Origin of the sequence: Micromonospora sicca, assembly GCF_003172935.1 — a bacterium.
GTDB lineage: Bacteria > Actinomycetota > Actinomycetes > Mycobacteriales > Micromonosporaceae > Micromonospora > Micromonospora sicca.
Map to the genome: position 1 here is coordinate 1 of NZ_QGKS01000051.1, position 12,211 is coordinate 12,211.

Sequence of the window (12,211 nt, forward strand, 5' to 3'; positions counted from 1 at the left end):
GACAGGGGCGGGCCGCCGTCGCGGAGGGGCCGGCCAGGGCGCGCTCGACGTCGGTGACCCGGGCGGACGAGAACGCGTCCGAGTCGGCGTAGTCGTCGGCGATCGTGGCGGCCGCCTGGGCCAGCCGGCCGGTCGCGGGGGCCATGCCCCAGACCACCTCGGCGGTGGCCTGCTGGGTTTCGTGGTGGGCCTGGAGGAACTGCACCAGCTCGATGAACGCGTCGGCCGGGTTGGGGATCGGGGACTTCATGTCGTCCGCGATGTACGACAGGTGGGGGGCGTAGTTCCGCTCGACCTCGGCTTGGAGCCGGTCGGCGAACTCCCGCATCTGTCGGATGTCGGCCTCGATGCCGGCGTAGTCACGCAGCCAGCCCGCTGGCCGGTCCTCCTCGGGGATCATCGGCCCTCCTGCCTGTTACCGCACCGTTTCCCTGAGTGAGGTTAATGGCTGCGGCGCGATCTCGGCAGTCCCGACAAACTTCTTCCAGCTCAGGACCCGCCGTACCGGGGGAAAGGTCAGCGGGGGAGGCCGGAGGCGCGCCACGCGCCCCGGCCGGCGGCGGGCGCCGCGCCGACCGGACGGCCACTCCGCGCCCATGCCGACACGCCGACCGGCGCGGGGGCGGCGGCCGGGCGGGTCCGGACGGCGATGGCGCCGACCAGGGCGGCCAGTTCCTCGGCGGTCGGCACGCCGCGGACGATCCGGAACAGCGGCTCTTCGGCAGACATGACCTCAGGGTACGCGTCGAGAACTTGACCTTCGCCGCACAGTGGCGTGCCGCCGGTGTGACGGTCGCGCCTGCCGGGTACCGTCTCACCGATGTCGAACGCGCTTCCCCAACTCGTCGCCGACCGGTACCGGCTCATTTCGCCGCTCGGCCAGGGCGGCATGGGTCGGGTGTGGAAGGCGCGTGACGAGGTGCTGCACCGGGACGTTGCCATCAAGGAACTCGTCCCGCCGCCGAGCCTCACCCCTGAGGAGCGCCGCGAGATGCGGGAACGCTCGCTGCGGGAGGCGCGGGCCATCGCCCGGCTCAACAACATCAACGTGGTCCGCATCTTCGACGTGCTGCGCACCGACGGCGACCCGTGGATCGTCATGGAGTATGTGCCGTCCAAGTCCTTGCAGGACACTCTCGCCGAGGACGGTCCGGTGTCGTCGGCCAAGGCGATCCAGATCGGCCTCGGGGTGCTGGGCGCCTTGAAGGCCGCGCACAAGGCCGGCGTGATGCACCGGGATGTCAAGCCGGGCAACGTGCTGCTCGGCGACGACGGCCGGGTGGTGCTGACCGATTTCGGTCTGGCCACCATCCCCGGCGACCCGAACGTGACCCGCACCGGCATGGTTCTCGGCTCGCCCGCGTACATCGCGCCGGAGCGGGCCAAGGACGGCACCGCCGGGCCGGAGGCCGACCTGTGGTCGCTCGGCGCGACCCTCTACGCGGCCGTGGAGGGCAAGTCGCCGTACGCCCGGCCGTCCGCGATCGCCACCCTGGCCGCGCTGGCCACCGAGCCGCTGCCGCCGCCGAAGAACGCCGGGCCGCTCAAGCCGGTCCTGCAGGGACTGCTCCGCAAGGACCCGGCCGATCGGATCACCGCGGAGGTGGCCGAGCGCCTGCTCCGCAAGGCCGGCGGCAGGCGCGCGAAGGGCATCTCGCTGCTGGACGGCGTACGCCGGCCGGGGCCGAACGGCCCGCGGGAGCCGCGCCCGCCGCTGGTGCCCACGCCGCGCCCGGCGGCCGCCCGCACCGACCCGCCGGTCGCCACGCCGGCGCCGGGCAAGCCTGACCTGGGTACGGCCGCCGCCGCCGCCGGGGCCGCCGCGCTCGCGGCCGACGCCGCCGCGCCCACCGGGTCGGACGCCGCCCCGACCGCCAAGGTCGGCCCGCCGGTGTCCACTGCGGACGCCGAGCCGACCGCGAAGGTCGACGCCCCGGCGCCCGCCCTCGACGAGACCCAGGTGGACGGGCCGCCGCCCATCACCGACGGCACCCGGGTGGACGCGCCGGTTCCCGTGGCGGTCGACGACGACACCCGGGTGGAGCCGCCGGTTCCCCCGGGGGCCGACGACGACACCCGGGTCGACGCGCCGACGCCGCGCGGGCCGGCGAACCCGACCTCGGTCATGCCGGCGCCGGTGAGTCCGGTGCCGTCGACGGGCCGCGCCACCGTCGTTCCCGGCACGAAGCCGGACCACAAGCGGCGCAACCTGCTGATCGGCGTGCTGGTCGCGCTCCTGCTGGTCGGCCTGGCGGTGGCCGTACCGCTGCTGAACAGCGGGGACCACAACGGCAACGGGGGTCAGCAGGCCGGCGCTGCCCGGTCCGCCGCGTCGCAGGCGCCGCCGGCCGGGCCGAGTGACGCACCGAGCGCTGCATCGACCTCGGCCGCCCCGACCAGCGCCGCCCCCAGCCCGTCGGCGTCCGCTTCGCCCTCCGCCGCCGCCGGCACGCTGCCCGCCGGTTGGCGTTACTACCGGGGCCCGAACGGCTTCCAGGTCCCGCTCCCGGACGGATGGCGGAGCACCGCCGGCCGAAACTCGGTCACCTTCTCCGATCCGGGCAGCCTGCGGAGGCTGTATGTCCAGTGGACCGACTCGCCGAAGCCGGATGCTGTCGCGGACTGGAAGAGCCAGGAATCGTCGCGCAAGAACTACGTCAGCAACTACCAGTACCTCAGCATCACCCGCTGCGACGCCTACCGGACATGCGCCGACTGGGACTGGCTGCAGACGCGGGACGGCACCCGGATCCACGTCCGCAACCGCGGCATCGCCACCGCCAGCAACCGGGGCTACGCCCTCCGCTGGGAGGTTCCGGCGAACGACTGGAACGCCAACCTGGCCAACTTCGACGTGATCGCCAAGGGCTTCAAGCCGGACCGGGTGAACTGACCTGGCGGAATTCCCGCCACTGCGAAAGACTCGCATGGCCTTCCGTCGGACGGGGTACTGATCTCACGACGACGGAAGGAGGTACGACATGGGTTACCGACGCAAGGACACCCGGCCCCGGCTGGCACTGTGGATGCTGGTCGCGCTCGGGGACATCGTCCTGCTGCTGGTGAGTGCCGGCGTCCCCGCGCTGGTCGCGCTGCTCGGTGTCGTGGCCGTCACCGTCGCCGGGGTGGCCGCCTGGCGTCTGACGCGGCGGAGCGCCCTGGCCGGAGAGGGCATTGTTCCCGTGCCGGTCGGCGCCCGACGGAGGGCCTGACCGACGCAGGACAACGGTGGCGGCAGCCGGACCAGCTATCGACCGAGGGTGATAGGCGATCCCGCTGCCGCCGATCTGGCGTCAGTGATCAGGTGTTGTTGGCCAGGGCGATCAGTCGGGTCCGGTCGCCGTTCCAGTAGTTGCGGTCGACGGCGCCGCTGATCCCGGAGACGCTGCCGCTGGAGGTGTACTGCCAGAAGCTCCAGAACGGGGCGCCGGCGGGCAGGGTGCCGACGGTGCTGGACCAGCGGGCGATCCAGAGCGGGTGGTTGGCCCACGGGGCCGTCCAGCTGCCGGTGCACTGGTTCCACCAGCTCGTGGTGGTGTAGATGACCGCGTACCGGCTGGTGCGGGACTTGTAGGTGTTCAGGAAGTCCTGGATCCAGGTCCGCATCCCGGAGGTGGTCTTGCCGTAGCAGTAGCCGCCGCTGTACGGGTTGGCCTCCAGGTCGAGGGCCGCCGGGAGGGTGCGGCTGTCAGCGGACCAGGCGCCGCCGTTGCTGGCGAGGTAGCTGGCCTGGGTCGAGCCGGCCGAGATGTTGGGCCGGGCGAAGTGGTACGCCCCGCGGATCACGCCGGCGTTGTAGGCGTTCACGTAGTTGGCGTTGAAGGCCGAGTCCTTCACGCTGGTGCCCTCGGTGGCCTTGATGAAGGCGAACTGGATGCCGGCGTTGCGGACGCTCGTCCAGTTGATCGAACCCTGGTAGTGCGAGACGTCGATGCCGGGAGTGGTTGCTGCGGCGGCCGGTCCGGCGGTCGCGACGAGGGCCGCGGCCGCGGTGGCGACGACGGTGAGGCCGGCGGCGAGGAGCCGGCGTACGGAGAGTGTGGTACGGGCCATTGTTGCCTCCAGGGACGTCAACCAATTGACGCCCATCTTTGGAGGTAACTGCCCTAGATCACAAGAGGCTCTAAAGAATTCTTCATAGATGGCAATCGTCGCCCGGGCGGCTGATCAATGACGGTCAGCGGAGGGTGGCGGGGTCGATCTCCCAGCGGAAGGGCTCGGTCAGGGTCAGTGTCTCGCCCGCCTTGGCCACCCGGTCCTCGACGTAGTGCGCGCCGTCGAGCCGGTACAGCCGCAGCGAGTGGCTGTCACCGTCCTGCTCGACCAGCAGATACCACGGGATGCGGGCGATGGCGTAGAGCTGCATCTTGACGAGCCGGTCGGCCGCGGCGTTGCCCGGCGAGACGATCTCGCAGATCAGCCTGACCTCACCCGCTTCGATGATGCTGCCCTCATCGTCGGTCTCCGCTACCACCACGTCGGGGATGGCGATCCGGTCGACCCCGAGCCGGACGTTGACCGCCTCGAAAACCAGGAAACCGCGCGGGCGGGCGGCCGGCCGCAGGCTGTCCACCAGGTTCCAGGACACCAACTGATGCCGCTTGCTCGGAGCAGGGCTCACTATCAAACTCCCGTCGAGCAGCTCGATGCGAGCCCGCGTCTCGCCCAGGCCGAAGTAGTCGGCCTCGGTCCAAAGGCCGACGTGCGACTCCAGTGGTTCCGCACTCATCGGCTTTCACCTCCCGCTGCCGGCATCACCTGGTCAGTCTCCCACGACGAAGGCGGCGGGCACTGACCTGACACGGGAAGGACCGGTAGGCTCCCCGCCCATGCCCCTGATCGACGGCCTGACCACCCTCTGGGACAAGCTGCTCGGCGCGCAGCCCGACCCGCCGCCGCTGCTCGTCCTGCTCACCGCCATTGTCGCGCTGGTGGTCGTCGCCACCCGCCTGCCCTGGCGGATCGCCCGCAACGCCGTCACCATCGCGCACGAGGGCGGGCACGCGCTGGTGGCCCTGCTGACCGGCCGGAAGTTGCGCGGCATCCGGTTGCACTCGGACACCTCCGGGCTCACCCTCTCCGCCGGCCGGCCCACCGGCCCGGGGATGATCCTCACCCTGCTCGCCGGGTACGTCGCCCCGTCGCTGGTCGGCCTCGCCGGCGCCTGGCTGCTCGCCGGCAACCGGATCACCCTGCTGCTCTGGGTCGCCGTGGCGCTGCTGCTGGCCATGCTGGTGCTGATCCGCAACGTCTTCGGCGTGCTCTCGCTGCTGGTCACCGGCGGGGCGGTGCTCGCCGTCTCCTGGTACGCCTCCGCGCAGGTGCAGGCCGCCTTCGCCTGGACCTCCGTCTGGTTCCTGCTCCTCGGCGGCGTACGGCCGGTGGTGGAGCTGCAACGGCTGCGCAGCCGGGGCCGGATGCCGGAGTCCGACGCCGACCAGCTCGCCCGGCTGACGCCGTTCCCGGCACTGTTCTGGGTGACCGTCTTCGCGCTGGTCAGCCTGGCCGCCCTCGGCGTCGGCGCGCTGCTGCTCGCGGGCCCGATCCTGACCGACGCCGGCCTCACCCTCTGAACGAACCGGGCGAGCCGGCGGAGGACCCGGGCGAGTCGCCGGGGGGACTCAAGCCGGCCGTGGAGGGACCGCGGCGGGCCGGGCGCGTGGTTAGGCTGCCCGGGCATGGATGAGGTGACCACCCGGAATCGGGCCGCGTACGACCGGATCGCCGAGGACTTCGCCGCCCGTAATCCCGACGTGCCCGTCCCGTACCTGACGCTGGCCGACGAGTTCCAGCGGCGGGCCGACGGGCCGCTGCTCGACCTTGGCTGCGGGCCGGGCCGGGACCTCGGCTTCTGGGCCGCCCGGGGCGCGACGACCGTCGGCCTGGACCTGTCGGCCGCCATGCTGCGGGCGGCCCGGGCGCGGGTGCGGGCCCCGCTGGTGCAGGCCGACCTGCTGCGGCTGCCGTTCCGGGCCGGCGCGTTCGGCGGGGTCTGGTGCTCGGCTTCGCTGCTGCACCTCCCCAAGGCCGCCGCCCCGGCCACGTTGGGCGGCATCCGGCGGGTGCTGCGGCCCGGCGGGCCGCTGCTGCTCAGCGTCTAGGAGGGCGAGGGGGAGAGCTGGGAGCGGTGGCCCGGGGAGACTGCAGACCGCTTCTTCGCCTGGTACCGGATGGAGGAGATCGAGGATCTGCTGAGCGGTGCGGGGTTCACCCCGCTGCGCGCGGCACGGGACGTCTCGCACATCGGCCAGCGGTGGATCTGCCACCTCGCCGCGGCGGGCTGACCCGACGACGGGCAGAATCGGACAGATGCGATACGTGATCATCGGGGCGGGCGCGGTCGGCGGCACCATCGGCGTACGGCTGGGGGAGGCCGGCCGCGACGTGGCGTTGGTGGCCCGCGGCGCGCACCTGGACGCGATCCGGGACCGGGGGCTGATCCTGCGCTCCCCGGACGGGACGGTGACCTGGCGCGGGCCGGCCACCGACGGGCCGTCCGCCGAGCCGCTGCCGGCCGACACCGTGCTGGTGCTGACGGTGAAGTCGCAGGACACCGAGGCGGCGCTGGCCGCCTGGGTGGATGCGCCGGTCGACGGTGGCGGTACGGCGGGAGAGCGGTTGCCGCTGCTCGTCGCCCAGAACGGGGTGGCCAACGAGCGAGCCGCGCTGCGGCTCTTCGCCCGGGTGCACCCGGTCTGCGTCTGGCTGCCCGCCACCCACCTGGAGCCCGGCGTGGTCGTCGCCAACGGCCACCCGCACCCGGGGATGCTGCACCTGGGCCGCTACCCGTCCGGGTCGGACGACACCAGCCGGGCGATCGCCGCCGACCTGACGGCCGCCGGGTTCGTCGCCCCGGTCCGCGACGACGTGATGCGCTGGAAGTACGGCAAGCTGCTGAGCAACCTCGGCAACGGCCTCCAGGCGCTGCTCGGGCGGGACATCCCGGAACCGCTCGCCGAGCGGGTCCGGGCCGAGGGGGTCGCGGCGTTCGCCGCGGCCGGGATCGCGCACACCTCGCCCGAGGAGGAGGCGGCCGAGCGCGGCGACCAGGTCCGGCACCGTCCGGTCGACGGCGAGGAACGGTCCGGCGGCTCGACCTGGCAGAGCCTGGCGCGGGGCACGGGTTCGGCCGAGGCCGACCACCTCAACGGCGAGATCGTGCTCCTCGGCCGGCTGCACGGCGTGGCGACGCCGGCGAACGCGGCGGTCCAGCTCGCGGTGCGGCAGGCGCTGCGCGAGCGGATCCCGGCGGGCGGCTTCCCGCTCGCCGAGCTGGAGCGGCTGATCGGCTGAGGTTCCGCCGTGCTCACCGCGCGGCCTCGGGGGAAGCGCTCCATGTCACAGCGGGACAGCTTCCCGGGGGGCCGGGCAAAGAAAGACCGGCCGGCGGGGCAACCACCCGTGCGACGCCAGGCGTGTCTCCTGCGACCACGGGGAGGTGGCAGATTGCCGGACATCGACGGGTTCGACGAGTTCTATCGCGGCAGTCGACAACGGCTGCTCGGGTTCGTCTACGTGCTCACCGGGAATCTCGCCGAGGCGCAGGACGCCGTCCAGGAGGCGTACATCCGCGCCTGGCAGCGCTGGTCGACGGTGAGCGGGTACGACGACCCGGAGGCGTGGGTGCGGGTGGTGGCCAGCCGCATCGCGGTGAGCCGGTGGCGCAGCCTGCGCAGCCGGGCCCGGGCGTACCTGCGGCACGGGGTCGAGGAGAGCGTCCCGGCGCCGAGCACCGAGACGGTGGAGGTGGTGGCCGCGCTGCGCCGGCTGCCCGAGGCCCAGCGCACCGCCATCGCGCTGCACTACCTGCTCGGTATGCCGGTCGCCGAGGTGGCGCGGGAGACCGAGGCCCCGGTGGGCACAGTCAAGGCCCGACTCTCCCGGGGGCGTGCCGCACTCGCCGGACTGCTCGCGGTCGTGGATCTGGAGGAGGAGGCCGCAGATGCGTGACGACGTGACGTTTGTCGAGCGGTTGCACCGGGACCTGCGGGACGTCTCCTGGCCGGAGCCGACCGAGATCCGCGTCCGGGCCCGGCGCCGCACGCGTCGTACTGCGGGGGTGGTGGCTGCGGTCGTGCTGGCGGTCACCTCGGCCACCGCCGTCCTGGCGCCCCGTCCCGGTGCCCCGGAGCCACCCACCGCCCCCACGTCCGGGGATCCGGCCGTCGGTGGGAGGGCCGAGATTTCCACGGAGGCGCTGCTGGCACCGTCCGACCTGCCGGTGAAGAGCGACGAGGGCCTCGGCGACTCGGGGCTCGATGAGCGGGTCCGGGTCGACGACATTCTCCGATCGTGTGCCCTGGACCAGGGGCTGCCGGCGGACCAGGCCATCTCGCGCTACTCCCGCTCGCAGACCCTGCTGGGCACCTTCGAGGCCGGAACCCTCGTGTCCCGGGCCCCAGTGATCAGCCAGGACGTCTACCGGCTGACCACTGAGGCGGCGGGCCAGGTCTTCACCGACCTCGACCGGCTGGTGGCCGCCTGCACGGCGTGGCGGCAGAGGCTTCCGATCCAGGGGGAGGGGAAGACGGTCAGCGCCACGGTGGTGCACCAGTGGACGGTGACCGAGCGCGACTTCGCCGGCGACCAGGCGGTCCTGCTGCGGCACACCATCTCGGTTCCACTGGACGCGGTGACGGGCAAGCCCGTCGGCTTCACGCCCCTGCCCCAGATCACGCTGGTCGTCCGGGTCGGTGACCTGGTCACCGTACTGGTACCGGCCGATCCCATGCTGCCGTTCGTGCCGGGCAGCGACGTGACCGACGCGCAGCTGCGCGACGTGGCGCGCGCCGCGGCCCGCCGGATGTGCTCCGCGGCCAACCCTGGCTGCTGACGCGACGAGGCCCCCGCCGACCACGGCGGGGGCCTCGGTGCAACCGCTACAGCGGGATGTTTCCGTGCTTTTTCGGGGGCAGGGTCTCGCGCTTGGTGCGCAGCACCCGCAGCGCCCGGACGATCTGGGTACGCGTCTCGTGCGGCGGGATCACCGAGTCGACGTACCCACGCTCGGCGGCGATGTACGGGTTGGCCAGGGTGTCCTCGTACTCGGCGATCTTCTCGGCCCGGACGGCGGCCGGGTCGTCGGCGTTCGCCAGCTCCGAGCGGTAGAGGATGTTCACCGCGCCCTGCGCGCCCATCACCGCGATCTGCGCGGTCGGCCAGGCGAAGTTCAGGTCCGCGCCGAGGTGCTTCGAGCCCATCACGTCGTACGCCCCGCCGTACGCCTTGCGGGTGATCACGGTGATCTTCGGGACGGTCGCCTCGGCGTACGCGTAGATGAGCTTCGCGCCGCGGCGGATGATGCCGTCCCACTCCTGGCCGGTGCCGGGGAGGAAGCCGGGGACGTCCACGAAGGTCAGCACCGGGATGTTGAACGCGTCGCAGGTGCGCACGAACCGGGCCGCCTTCTCCGAGGCGGCGATGTCCAGGGTGCCGGCGAAGTGCATCGGCTGGTTGGCGACCACGCCGACCGGGCGTCCCTCGACCCGGCCGAAGCCGACCACCAGGTTCTGCGCGTAGAGCGGCTGGACCTCCAGGAACTCCCCGTCGTCGAGGACGTGCTCGATGACTCGGTGGATGTCGTACGGCTGGTTGGCCGAGTCCGGGATCAGCGTGTCCAGTTCCCGGTCCTCGTCGGTGATGTCGAGGTCGGCGGGGGACTCGAACACCACCGGCTCGTCGAGGTTGTTCGACGGCAGGTAGGACAGCAGCGCCTTGACGTACTCGATCGCGTCCTCCTCGTCGGCGCCGAGGTAGTGCGCGTTGCCGCTGCGCGAGTTGTGGGTGCGGGCGCCGCCCAGCTCCTCCATCCCGACGTCCTCGCCGGTGACCGTCTTGATCACGTCGGGGCCGGTGATGAACATGTGCGAGGTCTGGTCGACCATCACGGTGAAGTCGGTGACCGCCGGGGAGTAGACCGCGCCGCCCGCGCACGGGCCCATGATCAGCGAGATCTGCGGGATGACGCCGCTGGCCCGGACGTTGCGGAAGAAGATCTCCCCGTAGAGGCCGAGCGAGGCGACCCCCTCCTGGATGCGCGCGCCGCCGGAGTCGTTGATGCCGACGACCGGGCAGCCGATCTTCATGGCCAGGTCCATCACCTTGACGATCTTCTCGCCGAAGACCTCGCCCAGCGAGCCGCCGAAGACCGTGAAGTCCTGCGCGAAGACGCAGACCTGCCGGCCGTCCACGGTGCCGTAGCCGGTGACCACGCCGTCACCGTACGGGCGGTTCTTCTCCAGCCCGAAGGCCGTCGACCGGTGCCGGGCCAGCTCGTCCAGCTCGACGAAGGAGCCCTCGTCGAGCAGCATCTCGATGCGCTCCCGCGCGGTCTTCTTGCCCCTCGCGTGCTGCTTCTCGACCGCGCGCGCCGACCCGGCGTGCACCGCCTCGTCGACCCGACGGTCCAGGTCCGCCAGCTTGCCCTCAGTGCTGTGGATGTTGATCCCGGTCTCGGTAGTCACCCAGGGAATATAACGATGGTTCAGGCGGCCGCCGCTGTGCAGTGCGCCTCACCGGGCTCCCGGCGGTATCCGGCCGACGCCGGGAGGGCGGGGCCGTAGGCTGGCGGGATGGCCGGCTCGCCGTACACCGATCTGGACCGCCCCCCGCTGTCGGCGGCCCGGCTGCGGCGCGCGCTGATCGCGCCGCACGGCCCGTGGCGCCGCCTGGAGTTGCGCGCGGAGACCGGCTCCACCAACGCCGACGTGGTCTCCGCCGCGCGGGCCGGCGAGCCGGAGGGCCTGGTGGTGGTCGCCGAGCGGCAGACCGCCGGCCGGGGCCGGCGCGGCCGGGTCTGGCAGTCGCCGCCCCGGGCTGGCATCGCGACCAGCGTCCTGCTCCGGCCCGGCGAGGCCGTCCCGGAGCGCGGCTGGTCGCCCGTCCCACCCGCCGGGTACGGCTGGCTGCCGCTGCTCGCCGGGGTCGCGCTGGTCGAGGCGGTGGCCCGGCTGGCCGAGCTGGAGGCCGCCCTGAAGTGGCCCAACGACCTGCTGATCGACGGCGCGAAGTGCGCCGGGGTGCTCGCCGAGGCGGTCCCCGGCGCCGTCCCGACCCAGCCACCGGCCATCGTGGTCGGCATCGGCCTCAACGTCACGCTCCGCGCCGACGAGCTGCCCGACAACCCCACCGGGCTGCCGGCCACCTCGCTGCAGCTCGCCGGGGCGGCGGCGACCGACCGCGATCCGCTGCTGCGCGCCCTGCTCCGCTCGCTCGCCGACTGGTACGACCGCTGGCGCGACGCCGGCGGCGACGCGGTGGCCAGCGGGCTGCGCGACGCGTACCTGGCCGGCTGCGCCACGATCGGCCGCCAGGTTCGGGTGCTGCTGCCGGACGGCCGCGAGGTGAACGGCACCGCGACCGGCGTGGATCCGGACGGCCAGCTGCTGGTCGAGGGGCCCGCGGGGCAGCTGCGGCTCGCCGCCGGCGAGGTACTGCACGTGCGCTGACCCGCTTTAGCGCCGCGCGGCTGATCCCTGGGCGAGCGTCGACCGGTTACGGTCAGCCCGTCCTGTTCTGCGAGGAGGTTTCCGTGGCGTTCCCCGAAGACGTGCTCACCGAGGATGAGCACGTCGTGCTCCACCTGCACCCGCACTGGAAGGCGCTGTTGCGGCCGATCCTGGTGCTGGTGCTCGCCGTCGCGGCGGTGGTGGCGGGTTGGCTCCTGCTGCCCGACGGCGACGGCGGCACGATCGCGCTCTACGCGATCGCCGCGCTCGGCCTGGCGCTGGTGTGCTGGCTGGGTCTCTGGCCGTTCCTGGTCTGGCGGACCACGCACTACCTCTTCACCGACGAGCGGGTGCTGCTCCAGGAGGGGGTGTTCTCCCGGAACCGGCGGGACCTCCCGTTGACCCGGATCAACGACCACTCGATGCACCAGCGGTTCCTGGAGCGGCTGCTCGGCTGCGGCACCCTGACCATCGAGTCGGCCGGCGAACGCGGCCAGTCGGTGCTCAACGACGTGCCGCACGTCGACCGGGTGCAGACCAAGCTCTACGAGCTGGTCGAGGCCCACCACGACAAGCACTCCCTGGGCGACGGCGAGATGCGCGAGATCCTCGCCGACATGCGCGACGGCAAACCCCTCCGCGACCCCAGCGTCTGACCCCTTTTTGTTGATCAAGAGGTTTGCGTCGCGGCCGACGCGAACCTCTTGACCAACTTCGGCTGGGGCCGCGGCCGGGCTGGGCCGGGTGGTCAGCGGCGGGGGGAG

At 72.7% G+C, this 12,211-nt stretch carries 14 protein-coding genes; 9 read left to right on the forward strand and 5 right to left on the reverse strand.

What is annotated here, in order from left to right; genetic code table 11:
* Positions 1–400: hypothetical protein (locus tag DKT69_RS00630; RefSeq protein ID WP_109799660.1), on the reverse strand; the 400-nt coding region annotated here is incomplete at its 3' end.
* Between the two features lie 116 nt (positions 401–516).
* Positions 517–729: an acyl-CoA carboxylase subunit epsilon gene (locus DKT69_RS00635; RefSeq protein WP_109799661.1), complete on the reverse strand. Its 213-nt coding sequence runs from the start codon at positions 727–729 to the stop codon at positions 517–519.
* A gap of 91 nt (positions 730–820) precedes the next feature.
* On the opposite strand from DKT69_RS00635, the gene DKT69_RS00640 reads away from it, so the two are divergent.
* Positions 821–2,893 (forward strand): serine/threonine-protein kinase, encoded by a 2,073-nt coding sequence (locus tag DKT69_RS00640; protein ID WP_109799662.1) that lies wholly within the window; start codon positions 821–823, stop codon positions 2,891–2,893.
* 88 nt (positions 2,894–2,981) lie between these two features.
* Positions 2,982–3,212: a hypothetical protein gene (locus DKT69_RS00645; protein WP_109799663.1), complete on the forward strand. Its 231-nt coding sequence runs from the start codon at positions 2,982–2,984 to the stop codon at positions 3,210–3,212.
* A gap of 88 nt (positions 3,213–3,300) precedes the next feature.
* Here DKT69_RS00645 and DKT69_RS00650 read toward each other — a convergent pair whose 3' ends face one another.
* Positions 3,301–4,053: a GH25 family lysozyme gene (locus DKT69_RS00650; protein WP_109799664.1), complete on the reverse strand. Its 753-nt coding sequence runs from the start codon at positions 4,051–4,053 to the stop codon at positions 3,301–3,303.
* 124 nt (positions 4,054–4,177) lie between these two features.
* Complete coding sequence (locus tag DKT69_RS00655; protein WP_109799665.1) at positions 4,178–4,729, reverse strand: Uma2 family endonuclease; 552 nt, start codon at positions 4,727–4,729, stop codon at positions 4,178–4,180.
* A gap of 100 nt (positions 4,730–4,829) precedes the next feature.
* On the opposite strand from DKT69_RS00655, the gene DKT69_RS00660 reads away from it, so the two are divergent.
* The 5 genes from DKT69_RS00660 to DKT69_RS00680 all read left to right on the forward strand — a co-directional run bounded on the left by DKT69_RS00660 (position 4,830) and on the right by DKT69_RS00680 (position 8,833).
* On the forward strand, positions 4,830–5,573 hold the full coding sequence (locus tag DKT69_RS00660) for a M50 family metallopeptidase (RefSeq protein ID WP_109799666.1): 744 nt from the start codon (positions 4,830–4,832) through the stop codon (positions 5,571–5,573).
* 105 nt (positions 5,574–5,678) lie between these two features.
* Positions 5,679–6,101, forward strand: coding sequence for a class I SAM-dependent methyltransferase (locus DKT69_RS00665; protein ID WP_109799667.1), 423 nt, complete (start codon positions 5,679–5,681; stop codon positions 6,099–6,101).
* 208 nt (positions 6,102–6,309) lie between these two features.
* Positions 6,310–7,293, forward strand: coding sequence for a ketopantoate reductase family protein (locus DKT69_RS00670; protein WP_109799668.1), 984 nt, complete (start codon positions 6,310–6,312; stop codon positions 7,291–7,293).
* Between the two features lie 153 nt (positions 7,294–7,446).
* Positions 7,447–7,950 (forward strand): SigE family RNA polymerase sigma factor, encoded by a 504-nt coding sequence (locus DKT69_RS00675; protein ID WP_109799669.1) that lies wholly within the window; start codon positions 7,447–7,449, stop codon positions 7,948–7,950.
* Positions 7,943–8,833 carry a hypothetical protein gene (locus tag DKT69_RS00680; protein WP_109799670.1) on the forward strand — a complete coding sequence of 297 codons (891 nt, stop codon included), beginning with the start codon at positions 7,943–7,945 and terminating at the stop codon, positions 8,831–8,833. The genes DKT69_RS00675 and DKT69_RS00680 overlap by 8 nt, the downstream gene beginning before the upstream one ends.
* Before the next feature lie 46 nt (positions 8,834–8,879).
* On the opposite strand, the gene DKT69_RS00685 is transcribed toward DKT69_RS00680, so the two are convergent.
* Positions 8,880–10,463, reverse strand: a complete 1,584-nt coding sequence (locus DKT69_RS00685; RefSeq protein WP_109799671.1) for an acyl-CoA carboxylase subunit beta — start codon at positions 10,461–10,463, stop codon at positions 8,880–8,882.
* 108 nt (positions 10,464–10,571) lie between these two features.
* Between DKT69_RS00685 and DKT69_RS00690 the strand changes: the two genes are divergently transcribed.
* Positions 10,572–11,447 carry a biotin--[acetyl-CoA-carboxylase] ligase gene (locus DKT69_RS00690; protein ID WP_109799672.1) on the forward strand — a complete coding sequence of 292 codons (876 nt, stop codon included), beginning with the start codon at positions 10,572–10,574 and terminating at the stop codon, positions 11,445–11,447.
* A gap of 83 nt (positions 11,448–11,530) precedes the next feature.
* Positions 11,531–12,103: a PH domain-containing protein gene (locus DKT69_RS00695; RefSeq protein ID WP_109799673.1), complete on the forward strand. Its 573-nt coding sequence runs from the start codon at positions 11,531–11,533 to the stop codon at positions 12,101–12,103.
* The last annotated feature ends 108 nt before the right edge of the window (positions 12,104–12,211 follow it).